Origin of the sequence: Vibrio sp. 1S139, assembly GCF_041439475.1 — a bacterium.
In the GTDB taxonomy this organism is placed as follows: domain Bacteria; phylum Pseudomonadota; class Gammaproteobacteria; order Enterobacterales; family Vibrionaceae; genus Vibrio; species Vibrio crassostreae_C.
In genome coordinates this window covers 53,806-73,566 of record NZ_JBGOOD010000013.1, presented here as the reverse complement: position 1 = coordinate 73,566, position 19,761 = coordinate 53,806, and the positions used below count along the sequence as shown (strand labels likewise).

General features: G+C 44.5%; 13 protein-coding genes. 8 read left to right on the top strand and 5 right to left on the bottom strand.

From position 1 onward, the window contains the following. Positions 1-389 precede the first annotated feature (389 nt). The 3 genes from ACED46_RS06740 to ACED46_RS06730 all read right to left on the bottom strand — a co-directional run bounded on the left by ACED46_RS06740 (position 390) and on the right by ACED46_RS06730 (position 5,911). Positions 390-2,468, bottom strand: a complete 2,079-nt coding sequence (locus ACED46_RS06740; protein ID WP_017061476.1) for a DUF4962 domain-containing protein — start codon at positions 2,466-2,468, stop codon at positions 390-392. 218 nt (positions 2,469-2,686) lie between these two features. Then, positions 2,687-4,465 (bottom strand): transporter, encoded by a 1,779-nt coding sequence (locus tag ACED46_RS06735; RefSeq protein WP_017061477.1) that lies wholly within the window; start codon positions 4,463-4,465, stop codon positions 2,687-2,689. A 726-nt stretch (positions 4,466-5,191) separates the two neighbouring features. Continuing rightward, a complete protein-coding gene (locus ACED46_RS06730; protein ID WP_017069949.1) occupies positions 5,192-5,911 on the bottom strand; it encodes a FadR/GntR family transcriptional regulator in 720 nt (239 codons plus the stop codon). Between the two features lie 266 nt (positions 5,912-6,177). On the opposite strand from ACED46_RS06730, the gene phnD reads away from it, so the two are divergent. The 4 genes from phnD to phnE (ACED46_RS06710) all read left to right on the top strand — a co-directional run bounded on the left by phnD (position 6,178) and on the right by phnE (ACED46_RS06710) (position 9,809). After that, positions 6,178-7,134, top strand: a complete 957-nt coding sequence (phnD, locus tag ACED46_RS06725; protein WP_061021537.1) for a phosphate/phosphite/phosphonate ABC transporter substrate-binding protein — start codon at positions 6,178-6,180, stop codon at positions 7,132-7,134. A gap of 143 nt (positions 7,135-7,277) precedes the next feature. Continuing rightward, positions 7,278-8,096: a phosphonate ABC transporter ATP-binding protein gene (gene phnC / locus ACED46_RS06720; protein WP_017069947.1), complete on the top strand. Its 819-nt coding sequence runs from the start codon at positions 7,278-7,280 to the stop codon at positions 8,094-8,096. Next, the gene (phnE, locus tag ACED46_RS06715) at positions 8,093-8,968 is read left to right on the top strand and encodes a phosphonate ABC transporter, permease protein PhnE (RefSeq protein ID WP_371721130.1); all 876 of its coding nucleotides are present in this window, start codon (positions 8,093-8,095) and stop codon (positions 8,966-8,968) included. The genes phnC and phnE (ACED46_RS06715) overlap by 4 nt, the downstream gene beginning before the upstream one ends. Before the next feature lie 10 nt (positions 8,969-8,978). Beyond that, positions 8,979-9,809: a phosphonate ABC transporter, permease protein PhnE gene (gene phnE, locus ACED46_RS06710; RefSeq protein WP_371721129.1), complete on the top strand. Its 831-nt coding sequence runs from the start codon at positions 8,979-8,981 to the stop codon at positions 9,807-9,809. Between the two features lie 438 nt (positions 9,810-10,247). On the opposite strand, the gene ACED46_RS06705 is transcribed toward phnE (ACED46_RS06710), so the two are convergent. Together ACED46_RS06705 and ACED46_RS06700 are read right to left on the bottom strand one after the other, a co-directional pair. Then, the gene (locus ACED46_RS06705; RefSeq protein WP_017080993.1) at positions 10,248-12,401 is read right to left on the bottom strand and encodes a heparinase II/III family protein; all 2,154 of its coding nucleotides are present in this window, start codon (positions 12,399-12,401) and stop codon (positions 10,248-10,250) included. Positions 12,402-12,403: 2 nt separating this feature from the next. Further along, entirely contained in the window at positions 12,404-14,602 is a 2,199-nt protein-coding gene (locus tag ACED46_RS06700) for a heparinase II/III family protein (protein ID WP_371721128.1), read from the bottom strand. A 333-nt stretch (positions 14,603-14,935) separates the two neighbouring features. Here ACED46_RS06700 and ACED46_RS06695 point away from each other — a divergent pair, with 333 nt between their 5' ends. The 4 genes from ACED46_RS06695 (at position 14,936) to ACED46_RS06680 (ending at position 19,557) form a co-directional block, all read left to right on the top strand. Beyond that, positions 14,936-15,271: a cupin domain-containing protein gene (locus ACED46_RS06695; protein WP_009846518.1), complete on the top strand. Its 336-nt coding sequence runs from the start codon at positions 14,936-14,938 to the stop codon at positions 15,269-15,271. Between the two features lie 34 nt (positions 15,272-15,305). Beyond that, positions 15,306-16,238 carry a sugar kinase gene (locus ACED46_RS06690; protein WP_017061485.1) on the top strand — a complete coding sequence of 311 codons (933 nt, stop codon included), beginning with the start codon at positions 15,306-15,308 and terminating at the stop codon, positions 16,236-16,238. Positions 16,239-16,311: 73 nt separating this feature from the next. Beyond that, positions 16,312-16,938 (top strand): bifunctional 4-hydroxy-2-oxoglutarate aldolase/2-dehydro-3-deoxy-phosphogluconate aldolase, encoded by a 627-nt coding sequence (locus tag ACED46_RS06685; protein ID WP_371721127.1) that lies wholly within the window; start codon positions 16,312-16,314, stop codon positions 16,936-16,938. Between the two features lie 852 nt (positions 16,939-17,790). Beyond that, positions 17,791-19,557, top strand: a complete 1,767-nt coding sequence (locus ACED46_RS06680; protein WP_017061487.1) for a sodium:solute symporter family protein — start codon at positions 17,791-17,793, stop codon at positions 19,555-19,557. Positions 19,558-19,761: the final 204 nt, after the last annotated feature.

Below are 19,761 nucleotides of genomic sequence, written 5' to 3'. Positions count from 1 at the left end.
GACTCCCCTACTCAGCCAGTGATTAGACTGTTCACGCAGAAGTAAGTCATATCAGTTTTTACGAAAAAGGGGTTGGCGCCCTATTCTTTTAACAGAACGATAAATATAGGTCTCGTATACTACTCCTGCACCTTTCATTAAGCATAGTGGCTAAGTACATACACAGTCTTTGTGTATATCAACTTCCAGGTTTAGCCCTCGATCTACTGACTTGGCATCGAGAAGCGATTGATTTCTCAGCCAATTAGTTTCGTTTCAACCTGATGGGGTTCCCAACTTTGCCAACTAATACAATTTAACTGAGTATCCAACTTGCTAGCTAACAAAACAAAAAAACTCCGAGCTTTCACTCGGAGTTTTTAATATCTAGCTTCTGTTGCTTCAGCGAATTACAGTTCGATTGAAACCGTTTCACCGTCAACATTTAGCATTAGCGTGTTACCTTCAAGCTTGTGAGACACTTCAACTTGCTCGCCTTCGTTCTTATTAGGAACAAGAAGGGTCAGGATGTTGTGCTCTTTCGATGGCTTGAATTCCACTTCAACGTGACGGTGGATTTCAAGATCTTTGAACTCGTATGGGTCAACTTCGCCAAAACCTTCAACATTCTTAACTGACGTGATGTTATCAGCAGACTCGTTGATGAAGTTTACGTCTAGGTGCGCAACTTCGCCACGGATAGTGAAAGACTTGTCTGCCACGTCGTTTGCGAAAGTTGTATGCATTAGCCAAGTCATGTCTTTCTCTTCAGAAAGCGTTGCCTTGTCTTGCATTACGAATACTTTACCTTGAACAAACCAGACCTTACGCTTGTAAGATTCAATTTCAGGAACGAAGTACTTGTAAGACGCTGTCGCATCACCTTCAACCATCTTCACATCAGATTCAGTGTCGAAATCAGAGATGTTGCCGCCCGCTTCGATACAGAAGCGATCTTGATGGTTTTCGTAGCCTGTATTCTTGTTCTCGCCATACTGACCTTTACCGCCAAATAGTGGAAGGTTCTTAGAGAACGTTTGACGACGCCATTTCGTGTGCATATCAACACCGAAACCACCGTAGTAGCCAGTGATTGACGCTAGCGTTTCACCGAATGCATGCAACGTGAATGCGTTTTGGTCACCGTGAGAGTGGCTGATTGAACCAAACGGAGAACATTTGAATACCATGTGAATATGGTTATCACGCTCAGTCATCTTGTTGTGGAATGCAGCCCAACCCGTGATTGGGAATACTTTCAACAGTGGGTCATTCGATGGTGCTTTCTCTTCAGGTGCATCCCAAAGGAAGTTAAAGCGAAGATCATCGTAACCGAAGTCCCACCAACCGAAGTTGTAGAATTTGGTGTGTGCTTCAGTATCACGGCCTTTCAGTTGGTTGTAGTACCAAACATACTCAGGCTTCTGGTTAACACCTGCGTAATGCTTGATGTTGTAAGCCAGTTTTAGACCTGGGAAATCACCGATTGAAGACTGGTCACAGAAGCTCGCGCGCTTAGAGTGAACAGGCATGCAGTAAAGCGGGAAATCACCTGTGTTTTCGTAGAATGTTTTGTTGAACATGTCTACGCCACAGTATGCTTTCAATAGGTCGAATGCTTCGCCTAGGAATGCAGTTTGCGTGTTCCAGTAGTCAGGACCTTCAGCCCAACCGCCGTCTACACCGCCCCATGGTGGGTAGTGTACTGCGTAGTATTCTAGTGCGTATGCAATGTACTCGCCTGCTTTCGGGTGATCGTGGTAAAGCGCGATACACGTTGGGATGATAGCAGAAGAGATAGAACGAACACCGTGGCTGTTCAGTGGGTTGTTCAATAGATCAACCGTCACTTTCAGGTGGTGCATGATTTCGTCTAGACGCTCAATCAAAGCATCTTGAACTTGCTGACGTTCTTCATCTGTGAAGTAGCCGTGTAGCCAGTCGTAACCCCAAGCCATAGCCGCGATAACACGGAAAGCCGCTTCATCGTTATAGCCACGAGAAGTCACGCCTTCTGGATCGTACGTAGACAGTTTTAGAGTCCAAGCTTTTGCTTTAGCAATTAGCGCTTCGTCTTCTTTCACAACACCAGCAATTGCTAGGTTACGTGTCGCGTTTAGTGCCATTTGGCAATCAACGTACATTTGACGCCAGTAAGGACGCCATAGAGAAGCTTTGCCTACCGTGTCAGCTGGGTACGCTTGAGGCTCTTCGAAAGGAGCAGTCTCAAGGAACTTAACTGTCGAGTTATTGTAGAAATCATCAAACATGCAGTGAGCTTCATCAGCTTTCACTTTCGCTTTGAATTCTTCTAACTGATCTGCTTGAACAAGAAGACGTGGACGTGCTTCGCTCAAGTTGTCTAGGAATGATAGGTCGAAGTCACGTTTCTGTACTTCGATAGGGAGTAGGTCTACAAGATTACCTGCTGAAGTATCATTCTCCAGCTTCATCTTCCTGATTGCATCAAGAGATTTTTGGTCGCTCATTCTAACTCACTTATTTTTCAAGTTGATTGAAAGGAATTAGCAACAATATACGTCTTATTGTAGGACAATTAAATCTATTTCGGTTCGATTGAACCATTTTGTACAGTTTTCGTGATTTAGGTCAGATATCTTCCACCTGACCGTTTTCCGTTTCGCAGAGCAAAAAAATGCGACGCCCTTTCGAGTCGTCGCATTCTATTATAATCGTTTTCTATGTATTAGCTTTCAGTTACTGCTTTCGCTTGCTTGCCGCCGTCATCGACCGCTTTAACCAATAGCACACCAACACCACCAACAATCACACCACAAAGTATGAAGACTAGACGTCCCCACATTGGGTTAGTGAGTAGAGCCATTAGCATGATACCGACACCCGCTACCGCAATCAGTTTACCAAGCATTTCACGCTGTTTGTTATCCAGTACTTTCTGTTCTGCTGACTCCGCAACTAATGGAGTAGACAGGTTACCGAAGAACTTATCAACGTCTGCTTGACGCTTCTCAGTTAATGGCTTGTAGAACAGAGTTGATAGGATGAAGAAACCACCTGTCAGCGTAATGTGAGCAATCAGACCGATAGCAACCTTAACATCAGACCATTCACGGCTTGTTAGCTCTTCTAGACCGAAGATTGAAGACACCATTTCAGCGTTAACAACGAAACCCACGTAGTAAGAAACAAAACCACCAACCACTAGCGTACCCCAACCAGCCCAGTCCGGAGTCTTCTTAATAAAGAAGCCAAGGAATGCAGGAATTGTCATTGGGAAGCCGATCAGTGCGCCTACATACATCATGGTATCGAACAGGCTCAAACCTTTAAGCGAGTTGATGAACTGTGCAATAAGGATGATAGCAATACCAAACACGGCAGAAGTAATCTTAGAAACCGTTACTAGTTCTTTTTCGCTAGCCGTACCTTTACGAACGATTGGTTCATAGAAGTTCTTAACAAAGATACCCGAGTTACGGTTTAGACCAGAATCCATTGAAGACATTGTCGCTGCAAACATCGCCGCAACTAGAAGGCCAACCATACCTGCTGGCATGTACTCTTGTACGAAGTATAGGTAGGCAAAGTCACCCGCTTTCTTACCTGCTTCTGGGTAAGCTGCTGCTAGGTCGACACCTTGACCTGCAATGTACCAAGAAGGCATGAACCAGATAAATACACCACAAAGCATTAGCACACACGCTAGTAGCGCTGCTTTCTTCGCGTTCTTTGAGTCTTTAGCCGCTAGGTAACGGTAAGAGTTAAGCATGTTGTTAGTAATAGAGAACTGCTTCACGAAGATGAAGAATGCCCAAATGCTGAAGATGCTTAAGTAGTTAATGTTGTTACCAGAAAGGAAAGAACCGCCTTCCGCTACAGGGAAGTTATTCACGATTTCACCAACACCGCCACCTTGAACAACAGCAACAACAGCACATGTCACGGTTACTGCCATGATGATAACCATCTGCATAAAGTCAGATGCAATTACCGCCCATGAACCACCCGTTACAGACATTGCCAATACAACCAAACCGGTAATCCAGATAGTTGCTGTCATGTCGAAACCGAAGATACCAGAAGCGATGATTGCTAGTGCGTTTAACCATACACCGGCAGAAACAACACTGTTTGGCATTGAAGACCAAGTGAACACTTGTTCGTTAGTCGCACCGAAACGCATACGAATTGCTTCGATTACCGTTACTACACGTAGTTGACGGAACTTTGGAGCAAAATATGCGAAGTTCATGAAGTAACCAAATGCGTTGGCTACGAAGATGACCGCTACTGCAAAACCATCGTTATACGCTTTACCTGCCGCACCGGTGAATGTCCATGCACTAAACTGGGTCATAAAGGCGGTTGCACCAACCATCCACCACAACATGTTACCGCCCCCGCGGAAGTAGTCACTGGTGGTACTTGTAAATGTTCTAAACATCCAACCTATCGCAATCAAGAATAGGAAATAAATGCCGACAATAATCGTGTTGAGTTCCATCGTGTATCCTTTGTCCGTTGTATTTTGTTACGAGGACTATAGGAAATCTCAAACTTTATTTGTAGTACAATAATCCAAATAAGTGATGGCGATCTTATTTTGATTGATTAAGTTAATTATATATATGACATAGGATGGAATATGGCCAATCCATTAAGGAAATTACTGGTGTTTGAGATGAAAACTCAAAAAACCAAGACCAAAGAACATCACATCCATTAAAATCAAAGACTTATAAAAAACGAGACTTTGCACACTTATTAACAAATACAACCAAACACATATAAATATAAAATTCTCAAAAATAATAAAAGCCAAATCTGAGCTAAATCCCCCTCATTTATCACACAATAAACCAGTGTTTTTATCTATTGAGAGTGGACAATTTCATTAGAATTCAACTTAAATTAATCCATATTGAAGCGGCATATCCTGTTCAAACGATGGCGGATTAAAAATATACAAAAATGAAAAATCATGGATGACGCATAATTATTTGGGGGGAGCTCGAGTGTCTAAAACGAATATCGAGCGTAATATTATTTTTATTTTGATGGTAAAGAGAACGACCGCTAGGCGTATACAAGAAGGAACTGACTTAAGAAGGAGTTAAGCGGGGGTGAACCAAAACAGTGCCACACATGGTGCAACACGCTTTCTAAAAACAAAAAAGGCATGCACTTGGCATACCTTTTTGACTGGTTCAAATGAAGTTGAAAACCGTGTTTAGCTTGCAGTGGCTAAACGGTGGTTAGCATCTTGCAAGTGAGCCGCTGACATTGTACGAGCTTTTTCACTGTCGCCAGCCATAATCGCTTCATAGATTCTACGGTGTTCATTGATACATGTGCTGCCCTCTTCAGAAGAGTGCACGATGAAGTTAACGAACATGGTCGTCAGAATATTGCCGAATGGCAGGTAGAAATCGTTACCTGTTGCATTGAAGATCAAGCTGTGGAAACGAATGTCGATGTTTGTCCAACTTTCTTGGTCAAATACTTCAGCAGCATCCACTTCTACCATCTTCTGGAAGATCTCTGAAAGCTCGATACGTTGCTCAGCAGTCGCAAATTTTGCAGCTAATGCACACGCTTCAGGTTCAATCGCACGGCGAAGGCCTAAAAACTGAGAACAGAATTGGTCTATGTCGGTTAGACCATCCATCCATTCAATCAGTTGAGGATCAAGAAAGTTCCAGTATGCGCGATCCACTACACGAGTACCGATTTTCGGGCGGGACTCTAACAGGCCTTTAGAAGTCAGTAGTTTAACTGCTTCACGAAGTGCCGTACGGCTAATACCAAACTGTTCACACAGCGCCATTTCACCAGGAATAATAGAACCTTGTGGTAGTTCACCAGACAAGATTCCACGAGCGATTTCACGCGCTACTTGCACGTGCAGGCTGCGCTTCGAGCCCGAGATTGAATTAAAAGTGCTAACCATAAGTTCACTTATTTTATATGTTATGTTTATGTATTATTTAAGGATCACTATAACAGGATTTCAACCTAGCGCCAATTGAGTAAATTAGCAACGAGTCGCGTTCTATTAATTTACTCAATGAATCAAACACTTATAAAGCATCTAACTCCACACAGCTAGAAACATTATGTTACACCATTCATAAATCCGTCATCAAAACGCATCGGTTCTGTCATCCTCGATTTCTATACTCCCTTCCCCAAAAATCACTCAATTGGACTGAAATAATGAAACCGACAAAAACAAATCTCACGCTTAAGAGCGCTATTACTGCTGCGCTGATTTTTTCTGGTTCTGCATTAGCAATGGATACACGATACGAAGACCGCTCTGGTAACTTGGTCGCCGATGTACCTCAAGATGAATCACAATGGGTGGATCCAAACACGCTAATTTTTGCTTACACGCCAGTTGAAGATCCAGCAGTATACGCTGATGTGTGGAGCGAGTTTTTGAGCCACCTTGAAAAAACAACGGAAAAAACGGTTCGTTTCTTCCCTGTTCAAAATAACGCAGCTCAAATTGAAGCAATGCGTTCAGGTCGTCTGCATATCGCAGGTTTCAACACAGGTTCAACGCCACTAGCAGTTAACTGTGCTGGCTTTGCTCCATTCACCATGATGGCGGCTGAAGATGGCTCTTTCGGTTACGAAATGGAAATCATCACGCACCCAGGTTCAGGCATCGAAAAGGTTGAAGACCTAAAAGGCAAAAACCTAGCATTCACATCGCAAACGTCAAACTCTGGTTTCAAAGCCCCTTCTGCGATTCTGGATGCTGAATACCAGCTTCAACCTGAACGTGATTTCAAACCGGCTTTCTCTGGCGCGCACGACAACTCTATTTTGGGTGTGGCACACAAAGATTATGACGCAGCAGCCGTCGCTAACTCAGTATTGAACCGTATGCTTTCACGTGAAGTCGTGAAAGAAGGTCAAATCAAGAGCATCTACAAGTCACAAACCTTCCCAACAACAGCTTACGGCACAGCGCACAACCTAACACCAGAGCTTCAAGAGAAGATTCAAAAAGCGTTCTTCACTTTCGACTGGGAAGGCACAAAGCTTCAAGAAGAATTTGAGCGTAACGGTGAAGCGAAGTTCGTTCCGATCACTTACCAAGAGCACTGGGAAGTGATCCGCACTATCGATACAGCCAATAAAGTCTCTTACACGTGTAGCTAAGTTCAACCGAACTAAAAAGCCAATCACACACCGATAAAACTAACTGCAGGTGTAATCGCCTGCAGTTATTCACCACTCTTTCCGGTTTACTTTCCATGCCTGTCTCAGGCGAACTCTTAGTACACCGCTCTTATAGGAATTCTATGTCTACTCTTACCCTTAAAGGGCTTACCAAGCACTACTCCAGTTCTGATAAAGCCCTTACCAACGTTAGCTTGTCGGTCAATGCCGGTGAAGTGGTTGGTTTAATTGGTCCATCTGGTGCGGGTAAATCAACGCTTATCCGTTGTATTAATCGGCTCACCGAGCCCACCAGCGGCGAAGTGATCTTTTCCAATACCAATCTAGAAACGCTGTCTAAGCGACAACTGAGACAATCACGCCGTGAAATCGGGATGATTTTCCAAGAGTACGCGCTGATTGAGCGTTTAACGGTGATGGAAAACGTACTTTCAGGGCGTTTGGGTTACGTGAACTTCTGGCAGAGCTTTACTCGTCGTTTCCCTGAATCGGATATCCAAGCCGCTTATGCGCTACTCGACCGTGTTGGGTTGTTAGAACACGCCAATAAAAGGGCCGATGCTCTGTCGGGTGGTCAGCGTCAACGTGTTGGTATTGCACGTGCACTTGCTCAGAAACCGAAATTACTGTTGATTGATGAACCAACGGCCGCACTTGATCCACGTACAGCGCGCCAAATCATGCGACTGATCAGTGAGATTTGTTCAGAGCAACAGCTCCCTGCCATCATCAATATTCACGATGTTCAATTAGCAAAGCAGTTTGTTGACCGTGTGGTCGGATTAAATGCAGGTTGTGTCGTATTTGATGACAAACCAAACCTGCTCACTGAAGATGTTTTAACGCAAATCTACGGTGAAGAAGACTGGAGTCAACAAGCAGAAGAAGAGGCCGATGACCTCATCATCACGAGCCCTCGCCTGTCTGAGGCAACAATATGACTCAACCATATCCAAATCAAGCTCATCAGCATTTAAAGTCAGCACAACAACATTTAAAGTCAGGAAAACAGAATTCCAAACAATACCCGACACAGTGGACAAAGCCGCCACTGATTTCTAGCCCATGGCTACGCTGGAGCTTAATCATCATTGTCGCGGTTTACTTGTACTTTGCGACTCAATCGGTACACGTCAACTGGACTCGAATTTACGAAGGCAGCGAACGCGGCTGGCAGTTCATTTTGGCTTTCATGAACCCAGATTTTGGTGGCCGATGGAACAACATCTCACAAGGTTTGATTGAAAGTTTAACCATGACCCTGACATCGACCGTGGCGGGTGTCCTTCTTTCAATCCCATTCGGATTAGGCGCAGCGAAAAACCTTGCCCCTACGCCTGTTTACTTATTCTGTCGTGCGTTTATTTCGGTTGCGCGTAGCTTACAAGAAATCATCGTAGCGATTCTGTGTGTTGCTCTATTTGGCTTTGGTGCGTTTGCGGGCTTTGTCACGCTCACCTTCGCCACCATCGGCTTTCTCGCAAAACTGTTTGCTGATGAAATTGAAGCCATTGACCCAGCACCACTCACCGCAATGCGCGCAACGGGCGCGAGTTGGTTACAACAGGTCAATTACGCGATTCAAGCGCAGGTAATGCCGCGCTTCATCGGACTTTCGATGTACCGACTCGACATCAACTTTCGTGAGTCAGCCGTGATTGGCATTGTTGGCGCAGGTGGTATCGGCGCAACGTTAAACACAGCAATGGACCGTTACGAATACAGCGCAGCAGCCGCTATTCTATTGATTATTATCGTGATTGTGATGTTGTGTGAATACCTTTCAACCATCATCCGTAAGCATGTGCAGTAAGGAGCGACCAATGAGCACGCTAAATGAAACACCGACAAGCGCCATCAATCGTACCCAATGGCAGCGTTACGACAGTAAACAGAGCCTCATGCTTTGGCTAGGCTGGCTTTGCTTTGTTGCTTTGACAGTATTCGCATGGCAAGTCATGAACAAGGATACGATTTGGTACTTTGTGACTGACTCACCCAACCAATTTACTGATATCTCTTCACGTATGTGGCCACCAAGATGGAGCTACTTAGAGTCTCTTTGGAGTCCGTTGTGGGACACCATTAACATCGCGACACTTGGCACACTGTTGGGGATAGTACTAGCGTTTCCAGTCGCGTTCTTAGCTGCACGTAATACAACGCCAAGCATGACGTTTATCAGACCTATCGCGCTGTTCATCATCGCGGCAAGTCGTTCAATTAACTCGTTAATTTGGGCATTGTTATTGGTAGCAATCATCGGCCCAGGCTTGTTAGCCGGTATCATTGCGATAGCGCTACGTTCAATTGGCTTCGTGGCGAAGTTAATGTACGAAGCGATTGAAGAAGTGAACGCAACACAGATGTCAGCAATCCAATCGACCGGAGCTTCTCCGCTGCAAGTATTGAACTACGGCATTCTTCCGCAAGTGATGCCAAGTTTCATCGGCACGAGCTTGTTCCGCTGGGATATCAATATTCGTGAGTCTACCGTCTTAGGTTTGGTGGGCGCTGGCGGTATCGGCTTAAAACTGCAAGAGTCGATGGCAATGCTGGCATGGCCTCAAGTGACTGTCATTTTCTGTGCGATTCTAGTGACGGTCATCTTCTCTGAATGGGTGGCAGCCAAAGCAAGAAAAGCCCTTATCTAAATACTAAAAACAACGTCAAATAGACGGTTAGCTAAGATCAAAGCCTACTCACTGAGTAGGCTTTTCGTTTGTTGAAACGTTCTATTCTGTTTCCTACACGCATAAAAAAACCGAGCAACTCGCAATGAGTTACTCGGTTTGACTTATTCCCGATGTATTCAGTCGTTGTTGGTATCAACGAACGATTTTGCAATCACGACTGAATTCAATGTGACGCTTCGTTCCCGCAAAGCACCACATCAACACAAGCCATCGTTAAATAACTTGCATGTGATACCAATCGTAGTAAATAACTGATCACCCTAGCTTGTTAAAAAGCTCGATAACTTCGTTAGAATTTTTGATTGTAGAATAACTACTTATCGAAAAATTCTGCCTTGTTCTCAAGCTTTTTTCCTGCGCTATTTCTGCTCACTTACTGTGATTAGTATTAATCATTTACAGTTGAGCAAATGATCCTTCCCACGAGTATGTCTCACCAGCGAACTCAACAGTGTGAGTTGCTTGCTGCGTGTCTTCAGCTTGGTTTGAGATACCGTAGTGGTAAGTGTTGCCAGAAGTAGTCTGAATGCGAACAACAGTCCCGACACTGTTATGGCCCACAACAGATACTGATTTAACTAGACCACGAGCGCCTACAGAGGCTTCGATAGACTCGTTAAAGTAACCATGCGTTTCTAGTACAGAAGCAAACACGTGGTTTTGACCAGACTGACGTAAGATGAACGCAGGCTCACTCTTAAGGTTGAAGTCTGGATCGTTAGCACCAGTGCGAGCAAAAATCACTTCGCTGCCCGCATTCGCGCTGGTTACTAGGCTGTAGTAGCTGCTGTCATGTAGCCAGCTTACTAGAGAACCTTCCTCGTTCACTTTGCCTGAAGCCACGTTCCATAAGTGCTGGTAACCGTTGTCTTCACCTAATGGCTTAAGCGTTTTTTCCATGTTGTAATCGAAGTCAGTACGGATGATTTGACCAGAGTGGTGAACGGGTAGGTCGTACTGGTGTTCAGCGTCAGCTTCGATGCGGTATACGTCGATTACAAGTGGCTTCTCGAACTCAGGAAGTTCAGCAAGAATCACGCTGCGTTGCATGTCTACGCCAGTGTAGTACTCAGAAATTGTGCCGCTCATGCCTTGTAGAGACTGGTCGTCTGCTACGAAGAAGTGCTTCTGACCAAACTTAGACTCAGCCAATGCTGTGTTGAAGTTGTTCTGCGTTTTCTGATCAACCGTTACTGTGTTGTGAGCAACCGTCTGCTTACAGTAAGACTTGTTCTCTGGGATGTAACGACCGCCAAACTTAGGCTCAACGTTTACCCAGCGACCGAAGCCGTAATCGTGCAGCACTTCGTGGCCACGGTTGAATACGCTTAGGTGCAGGCCATCGTAGTGACCGTGGTCTAGAGCAGAGTGGTACTGGTGATCAGAACCGTGTTGACCAAACCAGATCAATGCCATCGTGTCGTCATCTTGCTCGTCACGGTGACGAAGGATGCTTACGCCGCCTTTTTCGCCTTCAGGGCCGTCGGTTACAAACAGGCTACCCCAGTTGAATGCTTTGATGTCGTCTGCTGAATCAACCGCGTCAGACAATGTTTTACCTGAAGCATGAACCCAAACGTTTTGTTGGTGGTTAGCCATACCAAGCAGAGTTTCAGTCTGCTCGTAACGGTGGTAACACACAGACGTTGCCATGATAACGCCTTCATCGTTGATAGAGATTGTCTTCGATGAATCGTTCAGAGCTGGCAATGTACCGTCTGGGAATGCCGTTTTGAATACAGAGTAAGACGTTGTCTTGATCACTGAATCGTTGAATTCATAGATACCAACTTCAGGCTGACGACGTTCAATCGCCTCTGCAAACAGGTAGATTGGACGTAGCGAGAAACGGTGGTAGTAAGGACCTTCCATGTAGTAGCCGTCTGGCGAGAACAGTTGGTCAAGTTGCGCTAAGAAACCGCCGCTTACTTTGTCTAGTTTCAGGCCGTAAAGCGCTTTGTCTACAGATTCTTGGTCGTTGATTGCGTAACCACAGATACCTACCGCTGCCACTGCCCATAAGCCGTGGTTGTGTACGATATCGAAGTCGTGTGCGTAAGTAACAACGAACATTTCGATCATTTGCTTAAGAAGATCGTCTTCGATCAGACGCTTTTGCTCTTCAGAGATGGTGTGGTAGATGCAGCTGTACGCACAAGAAGCGTAAAGCATCCACATGTTCTCGTTCAACGTTTGGTGGAACAGCTTACCTGGGGGGTTAGAGTCACGGCTTACGTTGCTTTCAAGTGTTGGGTATACCGTCGCGTACGCTGTTAGCATATCAACGATGTAATCACGGTATTTTGTTTCCTCAGTGATAAGGAACAAACGGCCCGCTAGATCCATATGGATGTAGTTTTGCTTGTGACGGTTGTGCTCGTAACCGCCGCCTTCACCGTGACCAGGTACTTCAATGCCAACTTCCGCCATGTAAGCGTCAGTTTGTTTAATGTCGCGAGTCAGTGCGTTACCTAAAAGGCTATCCTTGCCAAGTTCTTTACGAAGCTCTGCTGCTTCATCAAAGTTAAGTAAAAGTGGTTGATAGCTCATTATTATTTCCCCTGCTCTGCTCTGCTTGCTAATTCTGGGTTTAAAGTTGTTTCTACTGAGTAGAAGCCTGTCCAGCTGTATACTTTGCCGTTCAGCTCTACTTTGTGTTCAGTGCTGTCAGTCGCGCCAAGTTGGTTGCTGATCATCACTGTCACGTTTGATTTCTCTGTGGTGATCTCAACTACCGAACCGATATTGGTGTGAGCCACTACTTTGATGTCTTTCACAACACCACGTGCATTAACTGATTGCTCGAATTCTTCGTTGAAGTAACCGTGCGTTTCAACAACAGAAGCAAACAGTGTTGTTTCACCTTTGCTGCGTAGAATGAACGCAGGCTCAGAACGTAAGTTGAAGCTTGGGTCGTTAGCGCCAGTGCGAGTAAAGATAACTTCAGCATTGTCGTTAGACGTTGCACCTAGCCACGTGTAGTAGGTGTTGTTCTGTAGCCAGCTTACCAGTGCTGTGCCCTTCACTTCACCGCTTGCCACGTTCCATAGGTGTTGGTAACCGAAGTCTTCACCTAGCGTGTTCAGCTCTTTGTTTGCTTGGTATTCAAAGCTAGTGCGAACAATCTGACCTTGATATTGGTGTGAGTAGTCGTACTGATGCTCACCTTCACCGCCTTTCTCAGAATCTAAACGGTAAAGATCTAATAGTAGCGGAGATTCTAATTCTTCAAGGTTTAGCATGAACACGCTGCGTTGCATGTCAAAACCTTCGTAATGATCGTTAGCAAATGCGCTCATGCCATTGATTTTCTCGTCTTCTACTTTGAAGAAGTGCGGTAAGCCATGTACTGCATCTGCACGTTCAACGTCAAAGTTGTTCTGACATTTTTCATCAATCGTTACTGCGTTATGTGCAATTGTTTGACGAGCGTAAGATTTGTTTTCGTCTAGGTAGCGACCGCCGAATTTAGGCTCAACGTTCACCCAACGACAGAAGCCGTATTCACGCAGTACTTCTTGACCACGATTGAAGAAAGAAATACCCAGCGTATCAAAGTTGCCGTGACCCATACCGTGTTGGCCGTAGTTCATAACAAGTTGAGAAACGTCGCCTTTCTTATCCTGCATACGGATAAAGCCTTGCGCGCCGTTGTGACCTTGAGGTCCTTCGTTCAATTCAACACTTGGCCAGAAAGGCATACCGATTTCTTTCTCAGCAGAAGCTGCTTCGTAGGCTTTAGATAGCTCAAGACCACATGGATGCATCCATACTGCGTCTTGAATCTTCGCCATACCCAGAATATTTTGGTCTACGCCGTTTTCAGACGAGTAATGTTTGCTGTAAACGCTCACTGCAACCTGAACACCCATGTCTGTAATGCCCATTGTGCGAGATGCATCGTTCAGAGCTGGGAACTCACCGTTCGGGTAAGCCGTCGCAAGCATGGCTTGTACTGTGTTACCAATCACGCCGCCTTTGTAGTTGTAGATATCAACTTCAGGCATATGACGGTGGATCACTTCCGCGAATACACAAGTTGGGCGAATCGCGTAACGGTGGTAGTAAGGACCTTCCATGTAGTAGCCAGACGGTGCAAACAGCTGAGAAACTTGCGCTAGGAAACCGCCAGTATCATTACGATCAATGCCGTACACTGACATTTCAAGGTACTCACGCTTACCTAAAGCAAGACCACAAATACCGACAGCCGCTACTGCCCAAATACCGTGATTGTGAATTCGGTCGAAGTCGTGTGCGTATTTAACCGTGAACATTTCTAGCATTGGTTCAAAAATGCGAGACTCAATATTGTCGCGTTGTTCTTGTGTCAGAGTTGAAGCAACACAAGAGTAAGCTAAGCTTGAGAACATTAACCAGCAGTGTTCGTTCAGGATTTGGTGGAACAAACGACCTGTAGGGTTAGTGTTTTTCTGTACGTGGTAATCAAACGTTAGGTATTTGTCTGCGTACTCTTCTAGTAATTCTGTAACAAAGTCAGCGTACTTTTGCTCTTTAGTGATCAAGAACATGCGACCAGCTAGATTCATGTACGTGTAATTTTGCTTATGGCGGTTATGTTCGTAACCACCAGCCTCACCATGACCTGGGACATCAATAGGTAAACGCATGAATGCTTCTAGATCTTTCGCGTTCGCTGCAATGGTTTTGCCCATTAAGCTAGAACGGCCCACTTCAAGATGAAGCTGCTCGATTTCTGCTTCAGTCAACAATACTGGTTTAGTCGTCATATTCTTTGTCACCCTCAATAAAGAGTTTATCTGCTTAAACTTTGATTAAATTTTCAAACTTCATATAAAGTAATACAATATGAGCTTTAATTATACCTATTCGTCGCTAAATGATGAGTAGAGTCACACAATTAGCCATAAGTCATTGATGTAGCTGACTAATGGTAAATATTGGCCATTTATTAAGTTGTTGATTTATTTACGCTATATAAAGTATCGCTTGATCGATATCACACAAATTTAGATATATTGTATTACAATTGAACTCATTCCCTTATGATGGATGCAAGTTAAGTAACACTTAAAAGATTTAAACAGATTAGGAGATACACAATGAACTCTTTCTTTATCCTAGATGAAAACCCATGGGAAGAACTTGGTGGCGGCATTAAGCGTAAAATCGTTGCTTACACTGACGATCTAATGGCAGTACACCTATGTTTTGATAAGGGCGCGATTGGCCACCCTCATACTCACGAAATCCATGACCAAATCGGTTACGTAGTTCGTGGCAGCTTCGAAGCTGAGATTGAAGGCGAAAAGAAAGTCCTTAAAGAAGGCGATGCTTACTTCGCTCGTAAACACATGATGCACGGTGCAGTTGCACTAGAGCAAGACAGCATCCTTCTTGATATCTTCAACCCTGCGCGTGAAGATTTCCTAAAATAATAACTAGCGCAACCTCAGTTGCTAAGGTAAGCATATGAAATCATTAAACATCGCGGTCATTGGCGAGTGCATGGTTGAGCTACAAAAGAAACAAGACGGGCTTAAGCAAAGTTTCGGTGGCGATACACTAAATACTGCACTTTACTTGTCTCGCTTAACAAAAGAGCAAGATATCAACACGAGCTACGTAACAGCACTAGGCACTGACCCATTCAGTACCGACATGTTAGAAAAGTGGCAAGCGGAAGGTATCGACACTAGCTTAATTGCTCAGCTTGATCACAAACAACCAGGGCTTTACTACATCGAGACCGATGAAACTGGTGAACGCAGTTTCCACTACTGGCGTAATGATGCTGCAGCAAAATTCATGTTTGACCAGGAAGACACACCTGCTCTACTTGATAAGTTATTCTCTTTTGATGCGGTTTACCTAAGTGGTATTACGCTTGCTATCTTGACAGAGAATGGACGCACGCAGCTATTCAACTTCTTAGACAAATTTAAAGCTCAAGGCGGCCAAGTATTCTTCGATAATAACTTCCGTCCAAAACTTTGGGAAAGCCAACAAGAAGCGATTTCTTGGTACTTGAAGATGCTTAAGTACACAGACACGGCTCTACTGACGTTCGATGACGAGCAAGAGTTGTACGGCGACGAAAGCATTGAACAGTGTATTGCACGTACGTCTGAATCTGGTGTGAAAGAGATCATCATTAAACGTGGTGCTAAAGACTGCCTAGTAGTTGAGAGCCAAAGCGCACAGTACGTTGCTCCAAATCCAGTAGACAACATTGTTGATACAACAGCGGCTGGCGATTCGTTCAGCGCGGGCTTCCTAGCTAAGCGCTTAAGCGGTGGCAATGCACGTGATGCAGCGTTAGCAGGTCACATTGTGGCAGGGACTGTGATTCAGCATCCAGGTGCTATCATTCCTCTAGAAGCGACGCCTGATCTGTCTCTATAATTACGCACTTTAACTATTAATCAAGGGTTTGCTTAGTTGAAAGCAAGCCCACATTTAACGTGAGAAAGAATTCATGACGACATTAAATGAACAACTAGCAAACCTAAAAGTAATTCCTGTAATCGCTATCAACCGTGCTGAAGACGCTATCCCTCTAGGTAAAGCACTTGTTGAAAACGGCATGCCATGTGCAGAAATCACGCTACGTACAGAATGTGCAATCGAAGCGATTCGCATCATGCGTAAAGAATTCCCAGACATGTTAATTGGTTCAGGTACTGTACTGACTAACGAGCAAGTTGACGCATCTATCGAAGCTGGCGTTGATTTCATCGTAAGCCCAGGTTTCAACCCGCGCACTGTTCAATACTGTATCGATAAAGGCGTTGCAATCGTACCGGGTGTTAACAACCCAAGCCTAGTGGAACAAGCAATGGAAATGGGCCTTCGCACGTTGAAGTTCTTCCCTGCTGAGCCTTCTGGCGGTACTGGCATGCTTAAAGCACTAACAGCGGTTTACCCTGTTAAATTTATGCCTACTGGTGGTGTAAGCTTGAAGAATGTAGATGAATACCTATCGATCCCTTCTGTACTTGCGTGTGGCGGTACTTGGATGGTTCCAACTAACCTTATCGACAAAGGTAAGTGGGAAGAACTAGGCAAGCTTGTTCGTGACGCAGTTGATCACGTTAACGCTTAATCTGTTTTAGATTGAGTGATGAAGCCTCACCTCGGTGGGGCTTTTTGTTATCTGGCGTTTATTGCGCTGACTAACCGTAAACACGCTCAATCAACGTTCTGTTTCCCCTATACCCTATCGCCTTTCTCCCTATGGGCTCGTACAGCTCCACGACTAAGACGGGCAAGAACGAGTAATGTAAGGCTTTCAATCTACGTCAGTATGCATCTAACGAAGCGTTACTGGTGTCCCTACTGCCTATCTACCCCCCTTTTACCCAGCCCTTTATCCAGCAATGTTCCTTTTCGATACGTCGTCAAGCATCTCTCATGGCATGCACTGAAGACCACAATAGACAAAGTGAGCCGCAAAATGTGTCCCGTCGTCCAGTTTAACGCCCACTCAGTGACAAAAATTCCAAATACGCACCTCTATGATGAATAAATAGCATAGAAAGGCTTCATGGCCGCAGATAAACAGAAAATAGCGAAGTGAAAACAATGAGCTACACTTGAAATCTCAATACAAAAATTTTCAGTATAGGGTTCCAAATTAACGTGAATGTCGTCGCACAACACACCAATTTGTAGCACATTTGTTACGGTTATAATTAAAATCTTATAGATACGGCAAAGTAAGCGCTTTTGTTTATATTGTAATACATATAAACATTTAACCCTCAATTTATTTTAGATCTCAAACAAAATGCACTCACATTTAAATTCAATTAAAACAAATACTTATATAACCACGTGTTAGAGGCCGAAAAATCAATGCGACCTAGATCATACTAAAGACATATTGTAGTACAAATAAACCTTGGGACGCGTTAATCTAAGCCCAGTTAATTATGATATTTAAAAGGCTGAAAAGATGACTATTGATACTTTTGTTGTTCTCGCCTACTTCTTCTTTTTAATCGCGATTGGTTGGATGTTCCGTAAGTTCACCACCTCTACAAGTGATTACTTCAGAGGGGGCGGCAAAATGTTGTGGTGGATGGTTGGTGCAACTGCCTTCATGACACAATTTTCAGCATGGACGTTTACAGGTGCCGCAGGACGCGCATTCAATGACGGTTTCGTTATTGTAATCCTATTCTTAGCCAATGCTTTTGGCTACTTCATGAACTATATGTACTTCGCTCCAAAGTTCCGCCAACTTCGTGTGGTAACGGCGATCGAAGCTATTCGTCAGCGCTTTGGTAAAACGTCTGAACAGTTCTTCACATGGGCAGGTATGCCGGACAGCCTTATCTCTGCAGGTATCTGGCTAAACGGTCTAGCTATCTTTGTAGCAGCGGTATTCAACATCCCAATGGAAGCTACCATTGTGGTAACGGGTATGGTTCTAGTATTGATGGCAGTAACCGGCGGCTCTTGGGCGGTTGTCGCTTCTGACTTCATGCAAATGCTTGTAATCATGGCCGTGACAATCACTTGTGCGGTAGCAGCTTACTTCCACGGTGGCGGCTTAACTAACATTGTTGCTAACTTCGACGGCGACTTCATGTTAGGTAACAACCTAAACTACATGAGCATCTTCATCCTTTGGGTTGTATTCATCTTCGTGAAGCAGTTCGGTGTAATGAACAACAGCATCAACGCATACCGTTACCTATGTGCAAAAGACAGTGAAAACGCACGTAAAGCGGCAGGCCTAGCATGTATCCTTATGGTTGTTGGTCCACTAATTTGGTTCCTACCACCTTGGTACGTTAGTGCATTCATGCCTGAGTTCGCTGAGCAATACACATCAATGGGCGACAAAGCCGGTGATGCTGCTTACCTAGCATTCGTACAAAACGTAATGCCAGCAGGTATGGTTGGTCTTCTTATGTCAGCAATGTTCGCTGCAACGATGTCTTCTATGGATTCAGGTTTGAACCGTAACGCTGGTATCTTTGTAATGAACTTCTACAGCCCGATTCTTCGTAAAAATGCGACTCAGAAAGAGCTGGTTATTGTAAGTAAGATAACGACTATCATGATGGGTATTTTCATCATTGCGATTGGTCTATTCATTAACTCTCTGCGTCACTTAAGCTTGTTCGATATCGTAATGAACGTAGGTGCGTTGATTGGCTTCCCAATGCTTATCCCTGTCCTACTAGGTATGTGGATTCGTAAGACACCTGACTGGGCTGGTTGGTCTACTCTAGTGGTTGGTGGTTTCGTTTCTTACATCTTCGGTATCTCTCTGCAAGCAGAAGACATCGAGAACCTATTTGGTCTAGAAACAGCGCTTACAGGCCGTGAATGGAGCGACTTGAAAGTAGGTCTTAGCTTAGCTGCTCACGTAGTGTTCACAGGTGGTTACTTCATCATGACTTCTCGCTTCTACAAAGGCCTATCGCCAGAGCGTGAGAAAGAAGTTGACCAACTATTCACTAACTGGAACACGCCGCTTGTAGCGGAAGGCGAAGAGCAACAAAACCTAGATACTAAACAGCGTTCAATGCTTGGTAAGCTTATCAGCACAGCCGGTTTCGGTATCCTAGCAATGGCTCTGATTCCAAACGAACCAACAGGACGCTTATTGTTCCTACTATGTGGTTCGATGGTACTAACCGTTGGTATCCTACTGGTTAACGCATCTAAAGCTCCGGCTAAGATGAACAACGAGTCAGTTGCCAAATAGCTAAACAGCTAAACAGCTAAACAGCTAAACAGCTAAACAGCTAAATAAGCAGCTAACAAGTTAAACCAAAATGAAGCCCATGTTATTCGATAAGATGGGCTTTTTGTTTGTCTTCGGTTTATCAAAATAGAATATGAAACGCATCTCGATTAATGCGCATAAAGCGTAGAAATACCGATCTCCTGCCCTCGTTTTATCTTCTTT

Coding starts and splice junctions, on each gene's coding strand:
- ACED46_RS06705 (WP_017080993.1), bottom strand. CDS start 12,401: ATGAGCTATCAACCACTTTTACTTAACTTTGATGAAGCAGCAGAGCTT.
- ACED46_RS06700 (WP_371721128.1), bottom strand. CDS start 14,602: ATGACGACTAAACCAGTATTGTTGACTGAAGCAGAAATCGAGCAGCTT.
- phnE (WP_371721130.1), top strand. CDS start 8,093: ATGACTCAACCATATCCAAATCAAGCTCATCAGCATTTAAAGTCAGCA.
- ACED46_RS06680 (WP_017061487.1), top strand. CDS start 17,791: ATGACTATTGATACTTTTGTTGTTCTCGCCTACTTCTTCTTTTTAATC.
- phnC (WP_017069947.1), top strand. CDS start 7,278: ATGTCTACTCTTACCCTTAAAGGGCTTACCAAGCACTACTCCAGTTCT.
- ACED46_RS06740 (WP_017061476.1), bottom strand. CDS start 2,468: ATGAGCGACCAAAAATCTCTTGATGCAATCAGGAAGATGAAGCTGGAG.
- ACED46_RS06730 (WP_017069949.1), bottom strand. CDS start 5,911: ATGGTTAGCACTTTTAATTCAATCTCGGGCTCGAAGCGCAGCCTGCAC.
- ACED46_RS06695 (WP_009846518.1), top strand. CDS start 14,936: ATGAACTCTTTCTTTATCCTAGATGAAAACCCATGGGAAGAACTTGGT.
- phnD (WP_061021537.1), top strand. CDS start 6,178: ATGAAACCGACAAAAACAAATCTCACGCTTAAGAGCGCTATTACTGCT.
- ACED46_RS06685 (WP_371721127.1), top strand. CDS start 16,312: ATGACGACATTAAATGAACAACTAGCAAACCTAAAAGTAATTCCTGTA.
- phnE (WP_371721129.1), top strand. CDS start 8,979: ATGAGCACGCTAAATGAAACACCGACAAGCGCCATCAATCGTACCCAA.
- ACED46_RS06690 (WP_017061485.1), top strand. CDS start 15,306: ATGAAATCATTAAACATCGCGGTCATTGGCGAGTGCATGGTTGAGCTA.
- ACED46_RS06735 (WP_017061477.1), bottom strand. CDS start 4,465: ATGGAACTCAACACGATTATTGTCGGCATTTATTTCCTATTCTTGATT.